Source organism: Lentzea miocenica, from assembly GCF_033949945.1.
Classification (GTDB): Bacteria; Actinomycetota; Actinomycetes; order Mycobacteriales; family Pseudonocardiaceae; genus Lentzea; species Lentzea miocenica.
This window is the reverse complement of record NZ_JAXAVW010000016.1, coordinates 120,051-145,862: the sequence shown is the minus strand read 5'-3', so window position 1 is coordinate 145,862 and position 25,812 is coordinate 120,051. Positions and strand designations below refer to the sequence as shown.

Sequence of the window (25,812 nt, the reverse complement as noted above, 5' to 3'; positions counted from 1 at the left end):
CGTAGGAGTCAGCGGCCGTCAGTCGAACGCAGGCGAACCCTGCCGCGTGTCGCCGTGAGAGCGCGACCCCGGCACAGCGTTGTGCCGGGGTCGCGGTCGTGGCCGGCCATCGGCCGGGGTTGGGATCGGCGCGGTCCGCCTGGACTCGCAGAACGTTCCGCGCCGAGGTCTGTCAGGGTTCGGCACCCCACGTGAGGACACCGCCGGAATAGGCGGTGACCCGGTCGAAGTCGGTGAGCGCGGCGCTGACCCGGTAGCTGTGGTCGTCGGCCTGGTCGAAGGAGGACCAGTCGGACTTCGCCACCCGGACCTGGATCTCACCCGTGCTCGCGCCCGCCGCGAGGCTGCCGGAGGCGAAGGACACCTCGAGGTAGGCATCCGCTCCCGGACGGGCGGTGGCGAGCTTGACCACTCTTGCCTGGACGCCCGCGCACCCGATCTGGGCCCAGTCGCACCACACCTGGTAGGTGGCGGCGGGCGCGTCGCCGGTGAACCAGTACCTCGCGGTCGTGGTGGCGAGGCCGACCGGTGTGGTGCCGCGGTTGGTCAGCTGCAGCGTGGCACCGACCTGGTTCGAGACGGCCGCGCCGGTGCCCTTGTGCTGCACCGCGAGCGTGCTCCTGGCGCCGGGGAGAGTGCGCGTGCTGACCGGCGTGCCGGCGGCGGAGACGTTGCCGGCCGCGTCCTTCGCACGCACCGAGAACGAGTAGGGCGTGTCCGGTACGAGACCGGTCACCAGCAGGCTGGTGGTGGCCGACGAGCCGGCGACGGTGGTGCCGTTGAGGACCTCGTACCCGGTGACGCCGGTGTTGTCGGTCGAGGCGGTCCAGCTCAGGGTGACGCTGGTGCTGCCGATGTTCGACGCGGTCAGTCCGATGGGGACGGTCGGTGGCTCGCTGTCGTCGACGATCCCTCCGGGTTCCTTGCCCCACAGCGTCTTCCCGTCCTGGCGCAACACGATCCGGTCGGTCTGGGCGACCGTGTTGCCGCTGCCCAGGCCGGCGTAGGACCAGTCGTTGGCCGGATCCCACGTGCCGGTGCTGGTGATGCGGAACTGCACTTCCTTGCGGTACGCGGACTGCCCGGCGGGAGCGATGCCGGAACACGGGATCTCCACGTAGTACACCGCGCCGCGGTACTGCGCGGGCGCACTCGCCGTGCCGCACTGGTTGTAGTTCGTGGAAACGCTGATCTGGCTCGGAGTGGTGGCGCCGTCGAGCGTGAAGAAGTAGCGCAGCGTGCCGTTGAACGTGCGCGCCGGCCAGGCGCTCTTGTTGAGCACGAACGCCTTGATCTCGGTGAACTGGGCGGCACTCTGGTTCACCGACGCCTGGACGGTCAGCTCGGGACCGTCCGGCGTCTCCGCCACCGGGAAGCTCGCGAGCGGGGTGCCGCCGAACTCCCCGTACAGCCGGGCGAGAGCACCGGTGAAGCCCGCGTTGTAGTCGAGCGCGACCTCGTTCATCACGTAGTCGCCGCGGCTGTCGGTGTAGGCGTCGTTGTTGGTGCTGGGGCCGCCGACCAGCGCACCGTAGAGCACGTGCCGGCTGGTGACGGGTTCTTGAACGGTGTCGGCCCACGACCCGTGCGCGGTGCGGTGGTGCGGGTTGCGCGGCGGGTTGGCGCCGAACCCGACCACGTAGCTGGAGTTGCGAGGATTGTCGCCGAGGGCGTAGTTGATCTGTCGCACCCCGAAGTCGTGGTACGTCCTGGCGCGGGTGCTGTCGCGTGTGGACAGCCAGTCCGAATACACCAGTGCGGCGAAGGAGGTGTTGGCGGCGTAGCGCAGTGAGCCCCAGCTGTCGAGCACCGCCTGGCCGCCGGGGGAGTAACGGATCCGGTTGCCGTTGTACCCGGTGGTCCAGAAGTCCAGCCAGCGGTTGGCATCGGTGACGTAGGTCTGCTCGCCGGTCAGCTTCGCCATCAGGACGTAGGCGCCGTAGGACTTGTCGTCCCACGCGATGGTCCACTTGTAGGAGCGCTCCGTGCTCTGCGGCTCGGTGCCGAGCTTCTGGTACTCCGCCTTCGCCTTGGTCAGGTAGCTCGCGTCACCGGTCGCGCGGTGCAGCCAGATCGCACCCCACACCAGCTCGTCCTGGTAGCCGCTCCACGAGTTGTAGAAGCTCGCGGCGTCGGTGATGCACGAGCTGTACTTGCCGCGGTAGGTGTCCGCGAAGCTGTAGAGCTGCTTGGCGTGCGTGAGCAGGGTGGCCGCGTAGGCGGGGTCGGTGTCCTTGAAGACCATCGAGGCCGACGCCGTTGCCGCCGCGTACTCGCCCGCGAGGTCGGACCCTGGACAGGAAGCGTCCACTTTGTACGAAGGACGGGCCATCGGCATGACCTCCGCCGACCCCCACCAGGCGTGGTCCGGGTTGCCCGCGCCGACCTGACCGTAGACGACGTTCGGGGACGGGTGCGCCCTGATGATCCAGTCCGTGCCCCACCGCAGGTTCGCCATCAGGTGCGGCAGCTGGCCGGAGTTCGCGTAGGCGCCCCGGTTCTCCACGGCGCCCCAGGCGAGCATCGACATGCTGAACGCGAAGGGCAGCCCGAACTTCACGTGGTCGCCGGCGTCGTAGAAGCCGCCGGACAGGTCGAGCCCGACGTCGGCACCGTCGCGCAGCGCCGAGTCCGCCCGCCAGCTCACGCGGTTGTCCGCCGGCAGCTTCCCGGACCGCTGGGCGTCGTAGAACCAGACCGACTTCTGCAGCGCCTCCGCGTAGTTGAACGCGGGCGCCGCCTCCGCCCGCGGCATCAGCGGGCCGGTCAGTCCCGCGAGCACCGCGACGAGGACGGCTGCCACAGCTCTCGACATGCGACTCTGCACGTGAGCCTCCGAGGACAGGGGGTTCGGATTCGGCTGGGAGCGCTCCCAGGTCCGGGACTGTAACGGTCACGAAACCATCCCGACAGGGGTGCCCGCCGAATGCGTCGGAAAATGCCGACGATCGGGCGGTGGTCGTCGCCTGAACGTCGTCCGCGCCTTCTGCCGAATGGCTCTGGGCATGTTCGCTGAGTCGAGAAGAGCCAGGTCGTCGGGGTGCTGACTGCGCAAGATCAATGTGGCGTGAGGCCATTCGGCGTAATTTTTACGTGGCCGTCACACAATGAATCCGGGCGTGGTTCCGCAGCCTCTCGCTGAGATGGCCTACCGGTGGAGAAAATCGCCTACTGGACGTGTTCGGAAAAGGCTCATTTCAGCGGCGAGCTGGTCAGAAAGAGTGGGTGGTGGGTGCCATTTTGGTTACGGGAAGTGCAATGTGAGGTTCGCTCCCATATCGACCACGGGTTCGACGACCTCTTCCCGAGTCGCCGTCGCCGTGGTTAAGTCCGGCTTCACCTGGGAACGCTCCCAGGTATCCGGCCCGGTGACGGGAGTGGGACGCGGACCGACACGGTGTGGCGTCGTGGAGGTCACCCTCGCGTCCTCGACGGCGGCTCGCCATCGTGCCGGTCCCGATGGGCATCCCCTCCGGTGTGAGCCGGGAGGGGTGCCCGTCAGGAAGCCGCCCACGTCCAAGCGCCTGCTCGGAGGTGCTGTCCGCAACTCGTTGATGATCGACTGCGGATCGGCCCGGTGTGCGTGCGGATCGAGCGATGCGCAGCAGGGACCAGCCGCGAGATGCCCGCTGCCACCCGCCCCGCTACCCCGTGGCGTGTGCAAGTACCGCCAACTCAACATCAACAAGCACTTTCTCACTACCAACAGCCTCATCCAGCGCCGTGGCGGTCCCGGCCGCTCGCGCAGACGTTCGGCGAACGACGAACATGTTGGGTGCAGTTGAGGGCGGTTCGATCAAGAGTTGGTGGTACTTGCACACGCCTTACCAGTACGAACGGTGAGGTAACCTGCTCAGCCCGCGCGGCGCGCGGTGATGCCGAAGAACTCCACGGCGGAAGCCGCCATGCCGGCCGACGGCAGGCTGTGCCCGGCGCCCTGGATGCTGTAGGCCTCCACCTGCGTGCCGTAACGGCTGCGGTTCCAGCCCGGCCGCGGGGTGTCGGTGGACGTCGGTGTCTGGCTCAGGCCGAACACGTTGGTCCACTGCTCGATCTCCTCCCGCAGCAAGGAGTACGGCACGAGGGTGTCGGCGGTGCCGTGCCACAGCTGCATTCGCGGGCGGGGCCCGGTGTAGCCGGGATAGGCCTGCCGGACGGCGTCGCCCCACTGCTGCGGGGTGCGGTTCATGCTGCCGCCGGTGCACTTGCTGCGTCCCGGCGGGAAGTCTGCGGCGTTGGCGAAGCAGTTGAAGGGCACGCCCATGAACGCCGCGCCCGCCTTGAAGACGTCCGGGTACAGGGCCAGCATCTCGTTGGTCATCATGCCGCCGGACGACGATCCGGTGGCGAACACGCGGTTCGGGTCACCGCCGTACCGCTGCCGCGCGTAGGTCACCATCGAGACGATCGAGACGGGATCGCTGCCGCCGCCGCGGCGCTTGGCGGCGTCGGACCAGGTGTCGAAGCACTTGCCGAAACCGGCTTCCTGTTGCGCGCTCGGGTAGATGACGACGAAGCCGTACCTGTCGGCGAGTGAGGCGAACTCGCTGCCCGCGTAGAAGCCAGGGCCCGAGCCGCCGCAGCCGTGCATGGCGACCACGATCGCGGGAGCGGCCGGGCGGGAGTCCGGCAAGTAGACGTGCATGCGCATCCGGCCAGGGTTGTCGCCGAAACCGGTCACCTCCACCAGTGCCGCGGCGGACGCGTGCGGTGCGAGCACGACTCCGGCGATGGTGATCAGGATGCTGACGAGTGTCGTGAAAGTGGTTCTGCGTGCGGTCATCGTCGACCTCCGGTCAGGGATTTCAGATCCCCCCGAGCCCTGAACATATTCAGATTCGTGACGGCCGTCAAACTTTCGACGAATGTTGATGGTGAGGCGTTCGACGAAGAACGTCCGGTACTCGGCTAACGTCGAACCGTCCGGGTGGAAGGAGCGTCGAATGTCGGCAGCGGTGCCTCGCCCGGACGGTGTCGCGGCCGTGACCGCGGTCCGGCCGGAGACCGCGGTCCTCGCCCTGCTGGGCGATCACGTGCTGGACCGCGGTGTCGCCGTGTCGACGGTGGGCGTCATCGACGTGCTCGGCAACCTCGGCATCGGTGAGCACGCGACCAGGACGGCGCTGAGCAGGATGGGTCGCCGCGGCCTGCTGCGCACGGTCCGCAGGGGCCGTCAGGCCTTCCTCGGGCTGACCGAGCACGGAACCGCGGTGCTGCGCGACGGGCAGCGCAAGCTCGACGGCGAGATCGTCGAACGGAACTGGGACGGCCGGTGGACGCTGCTGACGTTCTCGGTGCCGGAGAGCAGGCGCGCGGACCGGCACGCCCTGCGCACCCACCTGGGCTGGTTCGGGTTCGGGCCGTTGCGCAGCGGCCTGTGGGTCTCGACGTCGGCGGCCGACGTCTCGGCGACACTGGCGGAGCTCGATCTGCTCGAGCACGCCGAGGTGTTCCGGGCGGAGGCGACCTCGTGGACCGATCCCGCGCGGATCGCCGCGGAGGCCTGGGACCTGCCGGGAATCGCCGCGGGATACGAGGACTTCCTGCTGCGCTGGGAAAGCAGGGCGTTCGAGCACCTCGACGAGTTGTCCCGGCGGGTCCTGCTGGGCGCGGAGTGGTTGCTGGTGATCCGCCGCGACCCGGTGCTGCCGTCCGTGCTGCTGCCGCAGGACTGGCCGGGCACGCGGGCCGCGGAGATGTTCCGCACGCTGCGTCAGGGCTGGGCGCGCCAGGCCGGTGAGCTGGCCGCGAGCGCGCTCGACTCCATTGTGGACGAATGAGCGCGGGACGGCGGGAGCCGCCCCGCGCCCGGTTCAGCAGGGTGAGTTGGTCTGCGTGAGCAGGCCCATCCGGTAGGGCAGCCGGAGGTAGTCGCCACCCGCGTTGGGATCGATGCCCTGGTAGACGAACTGCAGCCGACAGGGGTTGATGGTGAGCGTCTGGTCGTTGTTCGCGCGGATCATCTCGCCGTGGCTGATGTCGTGCGACCACTCGCCGCCCGGGAACGTGACGTTGGCGCGGCCCGCGAACGGGTCGTCGTAAAGGCCGGAGGCCGGCGTCCAGGGCCCGGTGAGGCTGGTGGAGGTGAAGGACCGGAAGTAGCGCCGCCAGCCGGGGCCGGCCGCCTCCTGGATCAGCAGGTACTGGTCGCTGCCGGCCACCTTGTAGACGTTGGTCGCCTCGAACAGGTTCTCCTTGGTGTCGGACAGGATCAGCTGGGTGTTGCCGAAGCCGCTGGGGAAGCTGCCCAGCGACGTCTGGGCGCGGTAGATGTGGCCGTTGTCGTCACTGAAGAACAGATGGCAGTTGGCGCTGTCGCAGATGACCCAGAAGTCGATCCACGTGCCGTCACCCTTGTTCTGCTTGACGATGTCCGGCTCCTCGGACATGAACGTGCGTGGCGCCGACCACGACCGCGGGTCGGCAGGGTTGGTGCTGGTCGAGTAGGTGGGCCAGGGGGTCTGGTAGACCAGGTACCACAGGTTCTGCGGAGCGAAGTAGAACACCTGCGGCGCCGCGCGATAGCCCGGCCCGACCGCGGAGGAAGTGTCGAGGTAGGTGTGCGGCGCGGACGCGGCCTGCGACCAGTCGCTGAACGCGTAGTGCACCAGACCCCACCCGGACGGGCCGGCCGTGGTGGCGTAGACCTGCCATTGGTTGTTGTACCGGATGACCGAGAAGTCCTTGACCGCCAAGGCTTCTGGGTGCTGGGCGTCGGGCTTCGGGCCGGCCAGCGGACCGCTGGAGGACCATTGGAACCTCGACGGCAGCGAGCCCGTGGTGCCGACGCGGACGAGCTGCCACTGCTGGTTCACCCCGCCCAGGTCCGAGTACTGGACGACGCCGGTCCCGTCGGCGGCCGAGAAACCCGGCACCTCGACGGCCTTCCCGCTGTTGCGGTTGATCAGCCGCACGTACCCGTCGGGGGAGTCCTGCAGCCGGAACTGCTGGTTCACGCCACCGTGGTCGGTCCACTGGTTGACAGCGGCGTTGTCCGCGGCCGACCACCCGGACACGTCCAGGACCTTGCCGGAATGCCGTGCCTTCAGCCGGTAGTGGCCACCGCCGGAGTCCACGAACTGGAACTGCTGGTTGGTCCCGTCGTGCCGGGCCCACTGCGTGACGGCGGCGCCGTCGGCGGTGCTCGCCCCCGACACGTCCAATGCCTTGCCGCTGTTGCGGTTCACCACGACGTACCACGCACTTGTGTCCACAGTGGCCGCTTGTGCTCCCGGTGCACCGGTCGCGACCAGTGCGCCGGCCAGCAGGGCCAGGACCGTGCCGATCGCCGTTGTTCGACTGCCCATGTTCACCATCTTCCGTGATTGTGGCGGGACAGGATGTGAACGCTAACTTCGTGCTCGCGCGAACCGCAAGACTCAACAACGCTCGAAGAAGTACTGGGTGGTACTCACGTGAGTCGAGTTCGACGAATTCGACTTCCGTAGTTGACTTCACTTTGGCGCGCCTCCAATGTGAGCGCTAACAAGTCTGTTGCCGCTCTCAACGAGGAGAACGCGATGCTGACCAGGTCACGGCGGCTCATCGCCTGCGCCGCCGCGTTGATCACCGCCGCACTGCTGCCCGCCGCGCCGGCGGCCGCGGAGTCCAACGGGGGAACACGGGTGATGCCGCTCGGCGACTCGATCACCGAGGGCACGCAGGTGCCGGGTGGTTACCGCATCGGGTTGTGGCAGCGGTTCGGGGGCGGGAACTACCGTGTGGACCTCGTCGGCTCGCAGTTCAACGGCCCCGCGTCACTGGGGGATCGCGACCACGAAGGCCACCCCGGCTGGCGCATCGACCAGATCGACGCGAACGTCGTCAGCTGGCTCGGCAACACCAGCCCGCGCACCGTGTTGCTGCACATCGGCACCAACGACGTGCTCCAGAACTTCGACGTGGCCAACGCGCCCGCACGTCTGTCGGCCCTGGTCGACCGCATCACCGCGACCGTGCCCAACGCGGACGTGTTCGTCGCGACGATCATCCCGCTGTCGAACGCGGGGCAGGAGTCCGCGGCCCGCGCGTACAACGCCACGATCCCCGGAATGGTGCAGGGCAAGCGGAACGCGGGCAAGCGCGTGCACCTGGTCGACATGCACGCCGCACTCACCACCGCCGACCTGATCGACGGCGTCCACCCGACCGCCACCGGCTACGACAAGATGGCCACGGCCTGGTACGCGGCACTGCGCTCGGTGCCCGGCAGCATCGGCGATCCCGCGGCCGGCCGACGGATCGTCGGCGTGCCGTCAGGCCGGTGCACGGACGTTCCGGGCGCGACCACCACCAACGGCACGCAGGTCCAACTGTGGGACTGTCACGGCGGAACCAATCAGAACTGGACGTACACCTCCGGCAAGGCATTGGTGGTCTTCGGCTCGAAGTGCCTGGAAGCGTCCGGCTGGGGGACGGCCAACGGCACCCCGGTGGCGATCTGGGACTGCCACGGCGGTGCGAACCAGCAGTGGAACGTCAACTCCGGCGGCACGATCACCAACGCGCTGTCCGGCCTCTGCCTGGACGCCAACGGCCGGGGTTCCGTCAACGGCACCAAGCTGATCCTGTGGGCCTGCTCCGGGCAGTCCAACCAGCAGTGGAGGTCCTGACCGCGGCCGGTCGGGGCCAGGTGACCGCATCTGTCACGCAATGCACCGTTGCGATCTCGGAGGGTGACGGATAGGCTGAAACTGGGAGCGCTCCCAGATCGATCGCTGTTGCTCGATCATCGGAGAATGGAGGCTCAACCATGCGTATGCGCACTACCTCCGGTTCCGTCACCAGACGTCGAGGTGTCCTCGCCGTGATCGTCGGCATGCTGGCCTGCACGGTCCTCTGGGCCCCGCCGGCCTCGGCGCACGGCACCATCGTCGGCCCCGCGACCCGCGCCTACCAGTGTTGGAAGACGTGGGGCAGTCAGCACACGAATCCCGCTATGCAGCAGCAGGATCCCATGTGCTGGCAGGCCTTCCAGGCCAACGCCGACACCATGTGGAACTGGATGAGCGCGCTGCGGGACGGGCTTCGCGGAAACTTCCAGGGGGCCACCCCGGACGGACAGCTCTGCAGCAACGCCCTCTCCCGCAACAACTCCCTGAACACGCCCGGCCAGTGGAAGACCACCAACGTCGGCAGCACCTTCTCGATGCACCTGTACGACCAGGCCACGCACGGTGCCGACTACTTCCGGGTCTACGTGAGCAAGAACGGGTACGACCCCACCACCCAGAGACTCGGCTGGGGCAACCTCGACTTCATCACGCAGACCGGCAGGTTCGCCCCTGCCAAGGACATCACGTTCAACGTCCAGACCTCCGGCGCCTACCGGGGACACCACATCGTGTTCACGATCTGGCAGGCCTCACATCTGGACCAGGCCTACATGTGGTGCAGTGACGTGAACTTCGGTTAGGAGATCCGTCCGATGTGGTGCGTGCCCCCGGTGCTTCCGGGGGCACGCACCCACGTCGTCAGTTGGCGACCAGGCGCCAGCGGTTGTCCGCACTGCCGTTGTCGGAGTCCTGCACGACCTGCGCACCCGCGCTGGTGGAACCGTTGAGGATGCCGAGCAGCTTGCCGCTGTTGGCGTTGCGGACCTTGTGGGTGCCGTCGCCGTTGGGGACCAACGTCCACCTGTGGTCGGCGGTGCCGTTGTCCGACCATTGCAGGACGCGGGCGTTGTCCGTGGTGGACATGTTCTCCACGCCCAGCACCTTGCCGCTGTGGACGTTGCGCAGCCGCACGTCGGATCCGTCGGTGATCAGCTGCCAGTTGTGGTCGGCGGTGCCGCTGTCGTGCCACTGCACGGCGAGCCCACCGTCCGAAGTGGACATGTTCTGGACACCGAGCACCATGCCGGTGCCGGCGTTGACCAACCGGTAGCTCGTCGTGCCACCACCGCCGGCGCTCCAATAGACGGTGTAGTTGAAGCCGTGCGCGTCGTGGAAAGGCCCGAGCGACACCTGCGTGCCGTTCGCCGTCGCGGTGAACGCCAGCGACGACGTGCTGGTGCGGGTGACGGAGCCGATGTCCAGCGAGGGCAACGCCGACAGGCTGGTGTTGCCGTAGTTGCCCGCCAGCACGGCCGGGCCGTAGGTCAGCGCGACGGCGTTGGCGCTGTCGTTGGCCGGCTGGGCGATCACGCGCATCGGCAGCCGCAGCGTCACCACGTCGCCGGACGTCCACGACCGCGTCAGCGACGCGTAGGTGCCGGGCGTGGCGGTCACGTTCTGCGCGACGCCGTTGACACCGATGGTCGCGCCGGTGGTCCAGGCCGGGACGCGGAACCGCATCGTCCACGACCCGCCCGCGTTGCCGGTGACGGTCAGGGTCGTGGTGTCGCTCGCCGGGTAGGTCGTGGTCTGGGTGACCGTGATGCCGCGGGACGACCACGTCAGCACCGACGGCGTGTACAGGTTCACCGTCAGAGTGGTGCCGCTGTGGAAGTAGATGGAGTCGGCGAGCTTGGTGTTCGTCTCCTGGGCGGTGCCCTGACAGCACCAGAACGTGCCGTAGTCCGTGCTCCAGTTGCCGCCGCCCCACGCGGGGCCGGTGTTGCCCCGCCGGTGGCCGGGGTTGAGGCCGGTGAAGTAGCAGATGTTCCCGTGCGGGTCCGCCGGGTTCTGCTGGCCGATCAGGTGGTTGATCAGGGCGCGCTCGTAGTAGTCGAAGTAGGCCACCCGGCCGGGATCGGTCAGCCACAGCTCACGGGTCAGCTTGAGCATGTTGTAGGTGTTGCACGCCTCGCACGTGTCGGTGTTGAGGTAGGCGGCGACGGCGTTGGGCGCGCGGAAGTGCTCGGCCTGGCTGTTGCCGCCGATGACGTAGGTGTGCGCGCTGAGCGTGATGTTCCAGGCGTTGGCGGCGATGTCGCGGTAGCGGGTGGTCCCGGTCGCCTTGTACTCGCGGGCCGCGCCGATCCACTTCGGCACCTGGGTGTTGGCGTGCAGGCCGTTGAGCCGGTCCTGGTTGGACGCCAGCGGGTCGAACACCGCGGCGTGGTCGAACCGCTGCGCCGCCGTCAGCCAGCGGGAGTCGCCCGTCTGCTGGTACAGGTCGGCGAGCACCGCGTTCATGCCGCCGAACTCGGTGCCCAGGACGCTCTGCATCCGGCTGTAGGACAGCCGGGCCGTGCGCCAGTCCACCCACCCGGCGAGGCGCAGCAGCACGTCCCGCGCCTGGGTGTTGCCGATGTAGCGCCATGCGTCCAGCAGTCCGGCCAGGGTCTTGTGGAGGGAGTAGTACGACACGGACTTGGGCGAACCCGCCTCCATCGCGTCGAAGTCCGACTCCGGGAAGCCCGACAGGTAACCGGTGTTGAACCCGGCCGCCGAGTTGTTCGCCTGGCACTTGGCCAGCTCCGCCACCATGTGGTTCGCCTTGTCCCGGCACGTCGTGTCGCCCAGGACCGCCCACGCCTGCGCCCACGCGGTGAGGAAGTGCCCCTGGCTGTGCGTGCGGAACGGGAAGTTCGGCGCTTCCCAGCCTCCCAGCGCCGCGGCGGCGTTGGTGGACAGCCGGTGGTTGGCGCGGAAGTTGTAGAGCAGCCGGTCGACATCGACGAACCGCAGGTAGGACAACGTCCGGTTCTGGTTTTCCAGCCACCGGCCCTGCGTCAGCCGGACCTCCGACAGGTCGAACGGATAGGCGGACACGCCCGCGTCGCCACGGGCAGGGGGCACGGTGGCGGCCTGGGCCGAACCTGCCATCAGCGACGGTGCCGTGGTCGCGACGGCGGCCACCCCCGCGGCTTGGAAGAGCATTCGTCGACTCAACGGTGAGGACATGAGGACGCTCCAGTCACTCGGCTCAACGCTGGATGTTAGCGCTAACTTCCGTGAACTGGCATGGATGTAGTCGAATAGTCGAACGATATCGCCAGGGAGTTGTCGAGGCGGCTGTCCTGAAGCTACCTGGTGTTAGCGCTCACATGCAGCTTCCCCGCGCGGATCAGTCCGGCCACTCCCAGCTGATGCCGATGACACCGGAGTTCATGCCACTGGTCGCCACGTGCACCGCGTGGTGGGCGTTGAGCCGCAACTCGTCCAGCCGGTGCTGATCGACGTACAGATCGGCGCGGAAGTAGTGGTGCACCTGGGAAGGCAGCGCGTCCGGGTGGAACCGCACCTCCATCAGGCAGGTGCCCTCGTGCCGGCGGAACGCGTGCGCGAAGTCGGTTCGGGAGTCGGAGGTGGTGTCGTGCAGCTCGTACTCCCAGACCCACGTCTCGCCGGTCTGAAGTCGTTGTCCGAAAAGCAGTTCAGCGGCCAGCACCTGTCCTTTCGGGTGGCGCAGCAGTCGCCCGGCGGCACAGTTGCGCACCGGCACGACGCGGACGCGATCGATCGCACAGTCCGGTGCGCCGAAGTACCGCACCACCGCTCGGTCGACGTCGTCCCGGCGGGCGCGGGCGAGGCTGCGCACCGTGATGCGCGACGGGCTGCGGTGCGCGTCCACGTCCACGGCGTGCTCGGACGTGATCACCTCGAGGTTCCAGTCCCTCGCGCCGGGGAGCTCGTCGAGCAGTTCGCCCATCGGGCCGTGGTACTCGTCCACGCCCTGCTGCGGCCGGAACGGCGTGAGGTGATGAGTGGTGAGCAGACCCGTCAGGGCGTGGCGAGGCAGGCCGAGAATCTCCTCCAGGACCGCGATGGCACGCAACGAGTTCGGTCGTCGCGGCCATGCCCTGCCGTGCTGCCAGTCGCTGAGACTGGCCAGCCCGACCCGGATGCCGCGCTCGGCCAGCCGCGACCGCAGTCGGTCGAGCGGCAGCCCGCGCTCGCGGATCGCGGTGCGCAACACGAGATGAAATGGTCCGGTCATCGAACTCCTCGTGCGCTCCACCCTACGGCGGTTCGCGACGAGAGGTCCAGACCATCAACCGGGGCGGCGCATCGTATTCACCGGCCGCGCGAGTGGTTAGCCCATCCGCAGCACCGAAGTTTCGGACTTAGATCCGGCGATTTCGGCCGGTGGACCCTTCTGGGAATTCTCCTTCGACCCCATCGAACGCGAGGTTTCCATGCGAGCACTGGTCAAGGGGCTGCTGGCGGCGGCCGCCGTCCTGACCCTGGCGGGATCGGCCGTCACGACGGCGACGGCACAGCAACAGCCCGATCCGCTGACCCCGAACATCATCGGCGGTGTGGACGCCACCGAGAACTACAGCTTCATGGCCTCGATGCAGGGCAACTCCGGCGGCCACTTCTGCGGCGGCGCCCTGATCCGGCCCACCTGGGTGCTGACGGCCAAGCACTGCATGGCGGGCGAGGTTCCCAGCGGTGTGCAGATCCGGATCGGCAGCAACAACCGCAACTCCGGCGGCACGGTGGCCAGGGTCAGGCGCTGGGTCGACCACGGCAACGCCGACACCTCGCTCGTCGAACTGACCGCACCCGTGACCCACCAGCCGATCTCGATCGCTCCGGTAGTCGCCCCCGGCTCGACGGTGCGACTGCTCGGCTGGGGCGCCACGACGTGCAACCCGAGCGGCGGCTGCGGCGGCGCACCCACCAACCTCAAACAGGTCGAGGTGCCCGTGCTGCCCGACAGCGCGTGCGGCACCGGCCAGTGGGAGATCTGCCTGGACAACAAGGACGGCAAGAGCGCCTGCTACGGCGACTCGGGCGGTCCGCTCCTGGTGGGCACACCCGGCAACTGGAGGCTCGGCGGCGACACGTCCGGCGGCCCCGGCGTCTGCGGCACCGCGCGCTTCTACTACGCCGAACTCCAGGGCAGCGTGCACACCTGGATCAACAACGTCGCCGGCCCCGACGGCCCTCCACCCGGCAACAACCTCGCCCTGAACAAGCCTGCCACGGGCTCGGCCGCCTGCAACACGAACGAAAGTGCCGCGAAAGCCGTGAACGGCAGCGTCTCCGGCGGCACCACCGACAAGTGGTGCTCCACGGCCGGGACGAAGTCGCTGCAGGTCGACCTCGGATCCGGTCACGCGCTGAAGAAGCTCGTCGTCAAGCACGCCGGCGCCGGCGGTGAGTCCGCGACGTTCAACACCAGGGACTTCGACCTGGCCGTGTCGGCCGACGGCACCGCCTGGACCACGGTGGCAACGGTGCGCGGCAACACCAGCGGCACCACAGAACACACGATCAGCAACAGCGCGAGGCACGTCCGCCTCACCGTGATCACGGGTGCGCAGTCCGGCGCGAACATCGCCCGCGTCTACGAATTCGAGGCGTACGCGTAACGCCTCATCCGAGGCCGATCGGGGCGAGGCGCGGCGGGCCCGCCCCGATCAGGCCCGCGTCAAGCGGGGCTGGCGTTGCTGTCGTGGCTCCCGGAGGAACTGCCTGCCGCGGAAGAGGAGTTGGAGCTGGAGCGGCCGACGACCCTGCTGCGCACCTGACGGCTGCGACCCCGGGAGGTGCCGCGCGCAGAACGACCCCCTCCCGCTCCCGGTGGCACTGCGGTGGAGGCTCCACTCCGAGGAGCCTCCACCCACCGAGCGTCACTACCGCACGAGGCCACCGGTGAACGAATCGCCCGTCGTGGCGGAACGCGCGTTGGGCGTCGTGCCGGCCGTGGCGTAGAACGCCGGGATCTCGTTGGGATCGCGGAAGGTGATGAGCACCCCGGTGCCGTTCGCCGTGGTGGCCATCGCCGTGTCCGTGTCAGCGAGCACCTTCGTGCCGGTGCGGGCGTCCGTGAGGACCGTCCACTCCTGGTGGGTGACGCTGCCGGGGGCCGACTGCTGGGTCGTGTACACGTAGTTGTCCGTGCTGTTGCGGACCGAGATCCGGGTGACGCCACCGGCGACGGCCGCGGCGGGGGAGCCCACCGCGGTGAGGCCGGAGATGGGCGCCCAGATACCGGTGAAGCCGTTGCGCGTCTCGCGCTGCCAGTGCACGAGCCCGTCCGCGCGGCGGACGTAGAGGTCCAGCTTGCCGTCCAGGTTCAGCACGGCGGCGGGCTTGCCCGTGATCGCGCCACCCGGTACCGGTCGCCAGGCACCGAAGACCGACTGTTCGTAGCGCACGGCCGTGACGTCACCGGTTGTCGTGCGGGCGACGAGTTCGAAGCCGTCGCCGGAGCGGATCACCACGAAGTCGGGCGTGAGGTTGGTGCCGCCGACCTCGGTCCAGGGGATCAGCGGCCCGTCCACGGCGGCCTGCGAGCGGGTCCACAGCTTGCCGGCCGCGTCCACCGCGAACCCGCGGATCAGGTTGTCCTTGTCGCGCACGAACGTCGCCGGGCCGGGAGTCCATCCGCCCAGTGAGCTGTACCCGGACCAGGTGAGGCCGTCGGCGCTCTGCGTGGACGTCCTGGTCTCCCCGTCCTGGCCGAGGGCGAACGCCTGCAGCCGGTCGCCGGCGCCGAGCACGGCGGAGGGCGTCCTGGTCAGCGAGTTGCCGTCGATGACCTGCAGCTGGACGGTGCGCGGGTCGCTCGGGTTGACCTGCTTGCCGTGCACGGTCTGTCCGAAACTGTTGACGTAGAAGTACTGCGGCACACCGTCTTTGCCCATCATCACGTGTGCGGCGCCGCGGCCGTCGAGTGGCACGCCGACACGCTGGGGGAACGACGGCACCGAGGTGAGCTTGCAGGCGTCGGTCATCGCGCTGGTGTCGTCGTTCTGCCAATCGTTGCCGATCGGCACACCCGTGGTGTCACCGCCGACCCACGTGTTGTTCGACTCGATGTAGCGGTACCAGAGCATCACGCCGTCAGGGCGCACGCCGTAGAGCACGTCGCCGCCAGGGGAGAAGATCCGCTTGAAGCTGTGCCAGCCGGTGCCGACCTGGACGTCGCGCAGGACGTAGCGCTGCGACTCCGCGTGGAAGCGGTAGCGGATCATCTCGCCGGTCGGCTTGCGCGCGTAGAGCACACCGGCGCCGCCGGCGGTGATCGAGTCGTACCGGTTCCAGCCCACCCCGATGACGTCGCCGGAAGGGTTGGCCCACTTCTTGTTCTGCGCGTCCCAGAGGTAGATCTTCAGCTGGCCCTTGTCGTCGATCGTGTAGATCCGGCCGGTCTCGTCGACGGTGATCCGGTTGCGGTACTCGTCGGTCGTGAAGCGCTGCCAGTCGACGCCGATCACCTCGGGCTGGCCGTTGTTGTCCCAGCCGGAACCGTTCCAGCGCAACCGCTTCAGCGTGCCGTCCGGCGGGATGTTGTAGATCACGCCGTCCGGTCCGGCGATGGTGCGACCGGTCCACTGCGTGCCCTTGACCTCGCCCCCGGTCCACACGCGCTGTCCGTTCTCCGGCTCCTCGTGCCCGAAGATCGCCAGGTCGCCGTTCTGGCGCACGGTGAACACCGTCGCCGCGCTGCGGCACACCGGGGTGGTGTCGGCGGCGGCCACCAACGGGGTCGACACCACGGCCAGCGGCGCCGCGATCAGGCCGGCCAGCAGCGGCGCGTGCCACCGCTTCACTCTTCGCCTCATTGTATTTCCTCTGCATTGATGAGAAATGGGCGTGCGACAAGGGTGCTCCAATTTTAAGGGGTGCCGCCTTCATATCTGTTTCATCGCTGCAACGCGCCGCTTTCGCGATGAAACAGCTGGTCAGAGCCTTGCGCGAATTGTTCTTCTGGTTCATTCTCTCGTGCGGAGCAGATATTTCGTCCTGCCTGGGGGATGGTTCACGTGGTGGCGGAGAAACGCGGTCGTGTGCGGCGCTTGTCCTTGCTCGGACTGGCGCTCTTGTTGCTCATCACGTTGTTCGGCCCGGCTGCGTCGCAGCTGTTCCCGCTGATCACCGCCGAGCAACGCGCGTTGCTGGAGGCGATCGCGCTCGCGCCCGAGCAGGCCGGCGGCAGCGCGGCGGGCAAGCCGCACGAGATCGCCGAGGGGCCGGTGAACCAGGCGAAACCCGAGTCGCTGCAGGCGAAGTACCCGGAGATCAAGTTTCCGGAACACCCTGATGTGCCGCGCAACGAGACCAAGGTGTCCACCGGTCCGGCGCAGGTGCGCGGGTTCAATCGGGACACCAGCGAGGAACTGCCCGAGCAACGGGGCAGACAGCAGCGCACGTACCGCAACGACGACGGCACGCTCACGACCGAGTTCTCCCGTGACGCGCTGAACTACCGGGCCGCCGACGGCAAGTGGCAGGCCGTCGACCCGGCGATCGAGGACGCGGGCGCGGACGGCTGGCGCAACCGCGCGGACAGCGTGCGCACCACCTTCGCGCGCACGTCGGACGCGCAACGCCTGGTGCGCATGGACTTCGGCGACGGCGTCGAGTTCGGGTACGGCCTGCGGGGCGCCACCCGAGCCACCGGAGTCGTCGACGGCGCGACCATCACCTACCCGGCCGCGTTGCCGGGCAGCGACCTCAAGCTCGAGTCGGTGCCCGGCGGCGTCAAGGAGACCGTCGTCCTGCACGGTCCCGACTCGGCCAGGTCGTGGAGCTTCCCCCTGCACCTCAAGGGGCTGGCCGCGCAGGTCGTGGACAACCAGGTCGTGCTCAAGGACGCGAAGGGCATCGAGCGCGCGACCATCCCCGCCGGATTCATGACGGACTCGGCGAAGGACTCCGCCATCTCCTACGGCGTCAAGTACTCCATTGTGGACGGGACGCTCAAGGTCGAGGCGGACGAGGCCTGGCTGCGCGATCCCGCCCGCCGCTTCCCGGTCCTGGTCGACCCGAGCGTCCTGGAGCGCGCGGCCGGCGACGGCATCGTGGTGCACAGCAACGGCCGGCAGTCCGGCGCCCAGGACCTGCTCGTCGGTCTGCACGACAACGTCAAGTACGCCAGTTACCTGAACTTCGGCGACATCGCCGGCTCGATCCGCGACCACAAGGTGTTCGGCGCCCAGCTGTACCTCACCAACTGGTGGTCCGAGTCCTGCGAACCGCGGCCCATCACCGTCCACGCCGTGCGCAGCGCGTGGGGCAGCAGCGGGGCCTACCCCGGTCCGTCCTTCGATCCCGAACCGCTGACGAGCTCGTCGTTCGCGCACGGCTTCATCGGCGACTGGCAGCCGGTGTCGAGCTGCCCGACCGCGTCCGAGGTGATCGACCTCGGGGTGCGCGGCCGCGATCTCGTGCAGGGCTGGGCAAACGGCCAGCCCAACAACGGCCTCACCGTCCGCGCGTCGGAGACCGACGCCCTCGGCTGGAAGAAGTTCACCGGCCACGGCACCGCGAACAAGCCGAGGCTGTTCATCACCCACAGCCCGTACGACGCGGAGTACCGCATCGACAACGGCGTGCCGGAACCTCCGGTGCACGCTCAGTCGCCCGGCAAGGTCAAGATCACCGTCACGAACCGCGGCGCGCAGACGTGGGGCGCGAACGACTTCGTGCTCGGTTACCGCGCCTACACCTCCAACGGTGCGCCGTTCGCGACCGTCGAGTCCAAGACGCTGACCAGCGACGTGCCCCGCGGTGGCTCGGTCACGCTCGACGCGAACATCAACGCGATGCCGATCGGGGAGTACGTCCTCGACTTCTCGATGCTGCGCAAGGGCGGCCCCTGGTTCACCGACGAGCAGATCCCGCCCGCCCGGCTGACGTTGCGCGTGGTCAACATCAAGCCGATCGTCAAGGCGCAGTACCCGCCCAACGGCTACTCGGCGCAGACGCTTACGCCGCAGTTGTGGGTCGACGCCGTGGACGTCGACTCGCCGCCGGACAAGAAGCCGCAGTACAGGTTCGAGGTCTGCGACAAGTTCGTCGACGGCAAGGGCGTCGGCTGCGTCGCCAACTCCGGCTACGTCAACGATCGCGTGTGGACGATCCCCGCCGGCGCGCTGAGGTGGAGCAAGACCTACCAGTGGCGGGCGTTCGGGTATGACGGCATCGCCGAAAGCCTGGAGCTGCCGGGCAGCGCACTGCTCACCGCGGTGCCGCAGCCCGAGATCACCTCGCGCCTCGCGAACGCGCCCTACGGCGGTGCGAACGAGAACTTCGACTCGCAGACCGGCAACTACTTCTCCAGCGCGGTCGACGCGTCCGTGGCGGTCACGGGTCCGGCGCTGGACGTGGTGCGCACGTACAACAGCCTCGACCCGCGCAAGGACCTGATCTTCGGTGCCGGCTGGTCGACCCGCTACGACATGCGCGTCCTGCCGGACAACGACGGCTCCGGCAACGTCGTCGTCACCTATCCCGACGGCCAGCAGGTGCGGTTCGGCCGCAACGCCGACGGCACCTTCTCCCCGCCGCCGGGCCGGTCGGCGAACTTCCGCGCCGCGGCGGTGGAGGAGGGCGGCGGCTGGTGGCTCACCGACAAGGCGTTCACCACCTACCGCTTCCGCATCGACGGCCGACTGTGGAGGGTCCTCAACGAGGCCGGTCACTGGGTCGAGGTCGAGTACGACGCCAACGGCAGGATCACGCGCGCGATCAACCGCACCAGTGACCGCGCCCTCGAGTTCGGCTGGGCGGGCGGCACGCACGTCAGGACCGTCACCACCGACCCGGTGGACGGCAGCCCGGACGGGATCGTCTGGGCCTACAGCTACACCGGCGACAAGCTCGACCAGGCCTGCGGACCGGAGAACAACTGCACGAAGTACGACTACCAGCTCGGATCGCACTACCGCAGCGTGGTGGTCGACTCGCGGCCGCTGTCGTACTGGCGGCTCGGCGACCCGCTCGGCACCAAGGCCGAGAGCCAGGTCCGCACGAACCTCGGCAAGGACGACGGCATCTCGAAGGACGTCACGCCCGCCGAGGGCGTGCTGAACGGCACCTCCGACGGCTCCGGCCGGTTCAACGGCTCCTCGTCGGCGATCACGCTGCAGGCCGGTCTGGTGCGCAAGAACCGCGACCTCGCCGTCGAACTGTGGTTCAAGACGTCGGCGGGCGGCCCGCTGTTCGGCTACCAGCAGCAGCCGATCACCGGGGTCTCCGGCGGTGGCGTGCCGGCCCTGTACGTCGGGCAGGACGGCAAGCTGCGCGGCCAGTTCTGGAACGGCAGCGCCAACCCGCTCACCTCGACCAGGGTGGTCAACGACGACCAGTGGCACCACGTGGTGCTGTCGGGCTCGCTCGCGACCCAGATGCTCTACCTCGACGGTGAGCCGGTCACCCAGACACCGCTGTCCGGCGAGATCAACCACCCCGACGCGCTGCACAGCCAGATCGGCGGCGGCTACACCGTGCCGCCGTCAGCGTGGCCCGGCTGGGGCACCGACGCCCGCCGCTACTTCTCCGGCCTGATCGATGAGGTCGCCTACTACGAACACCCGCTCGGGCCGGCCGAGGTCAGGTCGCACTTCCGCGCCCGCGCGCCGTCCGACCAGCTGACGAAGCTGACCCTCCCGAGTGGACGGACGGCGGCACAGCTCAGGTACGACGTCGTCAACGACCGGGTCAGCGAGTTCACCGACCGCGACGGCGGCCTGTGGAAGATCAGCATCCCGGTCGTCACCGGCAACGCGGACAACCTGATCCGCACCACCCGCGTGACGGATCCCGGCAACCGCAACCACTTCTACGACTTCGACCCCAAGCGCGGGCGAGTGCTGCGCTACGCCGCGCCGCTGGGCCTGGGCACCCGGCAGGAGGACGCGCGGGACGCCACCGGCAAGCCGAGCCTGCCGCCCACGCCCACCTGCCCCGCGCCGACCAGCCCGCCACCGGGACCCGGTGACCCGCCGCCGGTCTACTGCGGCGGTCCGGGCACGCCTCCGAACGAGTGGATCGGCGGACCCGTCGACGGCCAGGGCGTTCGCACGTTCGCCTACGACGAGCAGGGCTTCCAGAGCACCATCACGGACGAGAACGGCAACAAGGTCTTCCTGACCACCGACGAGCGCGGGAACCTGGTGTCCCGCAGGACCTGTCGCGTCCTGGAGACCGACTGCCAGGCGTCGTACTCGACGTACTACCTCAACACCGACGACGTCACCGACCCGCGCAACGACAAGATCGTCACGCACCGCGACGCGCGCTCGTCGAACGCGACCGACTCCCGTTACCTCACGACCTACTCCTACACCGGCGAGAACAACCAGCGCGGACTACTCGCGCAGGTGTCCAAACCGGACGGTGGAGGCCTCACTCACACCTACACGCTGCTCAACGGCGCCACCCCAGCGTTCGACGGCGGCGGCGCACCGGCCGGGCTGGTCGCCACCTCGAAGGACAGCCGCGGCGCCGTCACGAAGTACAGCTACTTCCGCAACGGTGACCTGGCGCAGGAGGAGGTCGTCGCTACCGGACTGATCACCCAGTACACCTACGACGCCCTCGGCAGGCGCACGTCGCAGAAGCAGATCTCCGACGACTTCCCGCAGGGCCTCAAGACGACGTTCACCTACGACAAGTTGTCCCGGCGGACGTCCGTCACCGAGCCGGCCACCACCAATGCGGTCACGAACGTCAAGCACACGCTGCGCACCGAGACGTCCTACGACGCCGACGGCCGGCCGCTCACGGTGACGATCAGCGACCTCACCGGTGGCGACGCGGCGCGCACCACGAAGAACGAGTACGACGACCGCGGCCGCCTCAGCGTCCAGACCGACGCCGAGGGCGCCAGGACTTCCTACGGCTACGACTCCTTCGGCAACCGCACGTCGATGACCGACGCGGGCGGCAACAAGTACGAGTACGCCTACACCGGCCGCAACAAGATCGCTGAGGTGCGGCTGCGCGCGTTCCACGACCAGCCGGTCGTACCAGGCAGCGGCACCGGTGAGGGCACGTCGTCGACGACGCCGGGCACCACCCTGGTGCTGCAGTCGTTCACCTACGACCTCGCCGGGCGAACCATTCGCGCCACCGATGCGATGGGACGCACGAAGCAGTTCATCTACTACAACGACGATCTGCTGCACAAAGTCGTCGCCAAGGGAGTGCGCGACCCGTTCAACGCCGGTGCCGCGGCTCGGGACGTCCTGCTGGAGGAGAACCTCTACGACGGCGCCGGTAACCCGGTCTGGCAGCTGACCCCCGGTACGGAGGGGACCGGCAAGCGCGTCACCACCAGCACCTACGACGCTGTCGGCCGCGTCAAGACGACCGAGTCCGATCCGGACGGTCTCAAGCGCAGGACCGAGTACACCTACGACACGCAGGGCCACACGACCCAGGTCAAGCGCACCGGGTTGAGCTCCAACAGCGTCGGCATCGACACCAGCCGCGTCGAGGTCACCGACTTCCAGTACGACCTCGCCGGGCGGATGTTCAAGCAGACCGTCGTCAACGGCGCCAAGTCGCTGGTCACGCAGCACGGCTACAACGATCGCGGCCTGCTCACCTCGGTCACCGACCCGCGCGGCAACATCACCGACCTCGGCTACGACGAGCACAACAACCAGGTGAAGGCGACTTCACCGACCGTGCAGGTGGAGTCCAACGGCGGCGCCGCGGTCGTGCAGCGCCCGGTGACCACGACCGGCCTCGACACGTTCGGCGCGCCGACGCACGTGAAGACCCCGAACGGCGAGGTCGTCACGACTGGTTACGACCGGCTCGGCCGCGTCGTGCGCACGGAGTCGCCGGACTACACGAGGCCAGGCGAGACGACCGCGAGGAAGTCGGTCCAGACCGCGAGGTACGACGGCCTCGGCAACCGGATCGAGGTGACGGACCCGCGCGCCGGCATCACCACGAACCGCTACGACCAGCTGGGCAGGCTGCGCGAGGTGCGTGAGCCCGCACCCGGCGGAACCTCGTCGTACACCTACACGGCGGCCGGTGAGCCGTTGTCGGCCACCGATCCGACGGGGTCTCGCACGCAGGCCACCTACGACGACCTCGGCAGGCCGGTCACCAGCACGTCGCTGGAACGCAAACCGCAGCCCGCCGCGCACACCACCGAGCTCCGTTACGACGACGCCGGCAACCTGCGCACGGTCACCGCTCCGCCGAGGGAGGTCACGCAGCACGACTACAACGTGCTGGGCGAGCGGATCAGGACCATCGCGCCGGACAACGTCACGACCCAGTTCGGCTACGACCTGACCGGAAACCAGGTCCGCGTCTCCGACGGTCTCGGGCGCACGTCGTTCACGAAGATCGACGCCGCCCGCCGCCCGGTCGGCACCTACCAGCTCAACGCGCAGCAGGCGGTCCTGCGCCAGACCGCGACCGTCTACGACGACGCGGGCAACGTGATCGAGGTCCGCAACGCCGAGCAGGAAGTCACGACGTTCGCCTACGACGCGGCGAACCGGCTCGTGAGCCAGGTCGAACCGGTGGCGGACAACAAGTCCGTCACCACTTCGTTCGGCTACGACGCCAACGGCCAGCGCACGCGGTTCACCGACGGCCGCGCCAACAGGTTCATCACCACCTACAACAGCCTCGGCCTGCCCGAGTCGACCGTCGAACCGGCCACGGCGCAGCACCCGCAGGCCGCCGACCGCACCTGGACGACGAGCTACGACCTCGCGGGCAACCCGGACCTGCTGAAGGCGCCGGGCGGCGTGACGCGCACCCGCGTGTACGACGCGCTGAACCGTCTCAAGGAGGAAACCGGCGCCGGCGCGGAGGTCGCCACTCCCAGCCGCGTTCTCGACTACGACCTGGCGGGCAGGCTCAAGACCGTCAGCGCGCCCGGCGGTACCAACACGTTCGACTACAACGACCGCGGTCAGCTGCTCAGCGCGACCGGTCCGTCCGGCAACTCGTCGTTCACCTACGACGCCAACGGCAGGCCGCTCACGCAGACCGACGCCGGCGGCACCACCCGGAACTCCTATGTGGACGGCCGCCTGGCCACCGTCCTGGACGGCGCCACCGGTCGCACCCGCACGCTGGACTACGACAACGCGGGCGCGCTGGCCTCCGTGGCGTACGGCGCGGGCAACACGAGGACCTACGGCTACAACGACGTCGGCGGCCTGGCTTCTGACACGGTGCGCGGCGGCACCACCGACATCACCGCCACGACCTACGAGTACGACCTGGCCGACCGGGTCAAGCGCAAGAAGGTCGTCACCGGCCCGTCGACGACCGACAACACCTACACCTACGACAAGTCCAGCCGCCTGAAGTCCTGGACCGCCGGCAGCACCACCACCGCGTACGCCTGGGACGACTCAGGCAACCGCACGCAGGCAGGCGCGCGCACGGCGATCTACGACGAACGCAACCGCATGCTGTCCGACAGCGGTGTCACCTACACCTGGTCGGCACGCGGCTCCCCGGTCAAACGCGGCGACGTGACCTACCAGTTCGACGCCTTCGACCGGTCGGTGAAACGCGGCGCGGGCACCTACACCTACGACGGCCTGGACCGCCTGGTGCGCCGCAACGGAGTCTCGTTCTCCTACGTCGGCACCTCACTGGACGTGGCCTCCGACGGCACGACGAACTACAGCCGCGACCTGACCGGCTCACTGCTCTCCCTGAACCGCGGCACCGACAAGCGCACCCTGCTCACCGACCGGCACGGCGACGTCGTGGGCGGCTTCGACGGCGGCACGCAACTCACCGGCCTCGCGGACTCGACGACGTTCGACCCGTTCGGCAAGGTCCAGGCCAGCACCGGAACCCGCCCCTCGCTGGGCTTCCAGTCGGACTACACCGACCCGGACAGCGGCGAAGTGGACATGGGCGCCCGCTGGTACGACCCGGCAGCCGGCGGCTTCACCTCACGCGACGACATCTCGCTGCCCGCGTCGCCTTCCGTTGGGGCGAACCGCTTCACGTACGGCAACGGCGACCCGGTCGGCAACTACGACCCGGACGGCCACCAGTGCAGCGGCAGGACGGCGACGGCCCAGCCCGGGTCGATCTACAGGAAGGCGGGAGGCGGCTCCTGCTACACGCAGACCCGCCCTTCGGCCAAGCCTTCCGGCAGCGTGGCCAAGTTCACGGCACGCCGGATCGCGACCAGGTTCATGCCGGTCTTCGGCTGGGCGCAGACCACCTTCGACATCTACGACTGGATCAACCCTCCAGGCCCGGAGAACCAGTTCATCAGCCGCGTGAAGTGGCCGGTTCGCCCAAGCGACAAGCCGGGATCACCGGACCAGAACAACCCGGACCAGAACAACCCGAACGAGGAACAGCTCCCGCCCGACGTCGTCCTCCCGCCGCCCATCCCGCCGGGCGTGATCGCCCGCATCGAGGCGGAGCAGTCGGCGAAGAACGTCGAGATGGCGCTCGACCCGGCAGCCCTCGCGGTCGTGATCGCCGGTGGCGTCGTCGCGGCCAACCCGGACGTGCCGGCGGCGGTCGTGGGGACGGTGCTGCACGACGTCCAGGACGAGGAGGTCGTCAACCAGAAGGTCCGCGAGGCGGTGCTGGGGGCCGAGAACACGGTCATCCAGAACGCCGACGAGCCGATGCCGTCGGAGCTGACCTTCAGCGACAGCACCATCTACACGGAGGAAGGCGCGTTCCGGATCAGGCGTGATGTTGGGGGAACCACCACCCATCAGTTCCAGTGGAACCACCAAGGAGCGGGGGAAGACGAGACAGCGGAGACCCACGATTGCACGCCCGATGACTTTGCCAAGAACCCATACGGCATCAACTCACCGATTGGGTGCACACCGGATGGTGCGCCGGTCTACGAGATTCCCCCTGGCTCGAAGGGCGGGAATGGTGCTGGTCTGGGTGTTCCCGAGACGCTCCGGACCCACTACAACATCGGCGCGGGGAAGCGTGATGGCACCATGCCGCCGCTGTGCTCGTACTGCAGGTGGCACCCAGCTACCTCGGTTGACCACGTGCACCCCAAGGTCGACAAGGGTGACCTCACCAAGCCGAACCAGGCGCCCGCCTGCGGGCACTGCAACAGCTCGAAGGGCAAACGGCCCGCGCCTTGGAACAAGCCGCCGGGTTATCCTCCCGCCTGGCCTTGGCCGCCGCCGTGGTGGTCGCAGGACCAGCTGGACTGGTGGCACACCCGCAATGCGAACGGTCCCTGATTTTGGTC

11 protein-coding genes are annotated in these 25,812 nt (G+C 68.6%); 5 read left to right on the top strand and 6 right to left on the bottom strand.

The genetic code is table 11. The features are described from left to right. Positions 1–172 precede the first annotated feature (172 nt). Entirely contained in the window at positions 173–2,815 is a 2,643-nt protein-coding gene (locus tag SK803_RS20845; protein ID WP_319967706.1) for a glycoside hydrolase family 9 protein, read from the bottom strand. Positions 2,816–3,853: 1,038 nt separating this feature from the next. After that, positions 3,854–4,783 carry an extracellular catalytic domain type 1 short-chain-length polyhydroxyalkanoate depolymerase gene (locus SK803_RS20840; protein WP_319967705.1) on the bottom strand — a complete coding sequence of 310 codons (930 nt, stop codon included), beginning with the start codon at positions 4,781–4,783 and terminating at the stop codon, positions 3,854–3,856. Between the two features lie 160 nt (positions 4,784–4,943). Here SK803_RS20840 and SK803_RS20835 point away from each other — a divergent pair, with 160 nt between their 5' ends. Further along, entirely contained in the window at positions 4,944–5,780 is an 837-nt protein-coding gene (locus tag SK803_RS20835; protein ID WP_319967704.1) for a PaaX family transcriptional regulator, read from the top strand. 33 nt (positions 5,781–5,813) lie between these two features. Here the strand turns inward: SK803_RS20835 and SK803_RS20830 are convergent, their stop codons facing one another. Next, positions 5,814–7,307, bottom strand: coding sequence for a non-reducing end alpha-L-arabinofuranosidase family hydrolase (locus tag SK803_RS20830; protein WP_319967703.1), 1,494 nt, complete (start codon positions 7,305–7,307; stop codon positions 5,814–5,816). 213 nt (positions 7,308–7,520) lie between these two features. Between SK803_RS20830 and SK803_RS20825 the strand changes: the two genes are divergently transcribed. Then, entirely contained in the window at positions 7,521–8,612 is a 1,092-nt protein-coding gene (locus SK803_RS20825; protein ID WP_319967702.1) for an RICIN domain-containing protein, read from the top strand. Between the two features lie 140 nt (positions 8,613–8,752). After that, positions 8,753–9,415 (top strand): lytic polysaccharide monooxygenase auxiliary activity family 9 protein, encoded by a 663-nt coding sequence (locus tag SK803_RS20820; protein ID WP_319967701.1) that lies wholly within the window; start codon positions 8,753–8,755, stop codon positions 9,413–9,415. 58 nt (positions 9,416–9,473) lie between these two features. Here SK803_RS20820 and SK803_RS20815 read toward each other — a convergent pair whose 3' ends face one another. Continuing rightward, positions 9,474–11,765: a beta-L-arabinofuranosidase domain-containing protein gene (locus SK803_RS20815; protein WP_319967700.1), complete on the bottom strand. Its 2,292-nt coding sequence runs from the start codon at positions 11,763–11,765 to the stop codon at positions 9,474–9,476. 187 nt (positions 11,766–11,952) lie between these two features. Then, positions 11,953–12,825 carry a hypothetical protein gene (locus SK803_RS20810; protein ID WP_319967699.1) on the bottom strand — a complete coding sequence of 291 codons (873 nt, stop codon included), beginning with the start codon at positions 12,823–12,825 and terminating at the stop codon, positions 11,953–11,955. Positions 12,826–13,024: 199 nt separating this feature from the next. Here SK803_RS20810 and SK803_RS20805 point away from each other — a divergent pair, with 199 nt between their 5' ends. Then, positions 13,025–14,209 carry a trypsin-like serine protease gene (locus SK803_RS20805; RefSeq protein ID WP_319967698.1) on the top strand — a complete coding sequence of 395 codons (1,185 nt, stop codon included), beginning with the start codon at positions 13,025–13,027 and terminating at the stop codon, positions 14,207–14,209. Between the two features lie 264 nt (positions 14,210–14,473). Here SK803_RS20805 and SK803_RS20800 read toward each other — a convergent pair whose 3' ends face one another. Further along, positions 14,474–16,408: a tachylectin-related carbohydrate-binding protein gene (locus tag SK803_RS20800; protein ID WP_319967697.1), complete on the bottom strand. Its 1,935-nt coding sequence runs from the start codon at positions 16,406–16,408 to the stop codon at positions 14,474–14,476. A gap of 204 nt (positions 16,409–16,612) precedes the next feature. On the opposite strand from SK803_RS20800, the gene SK803_RS20795 reads away from it, so the two are divergent. Next, on the top strand, positions 16,613–25,804 hold the full coding sequence (locus SK803_RS20795) for a LamG-like jellyroll fold domain-containing protein (protein WP_319967696.1): 9,192 nt from the start codon (positions 16,613–16,615) through the stop codon (positions 25,802–25,804). Positions 25,805–25,812 lie beyond the last annotated feature (8 nt).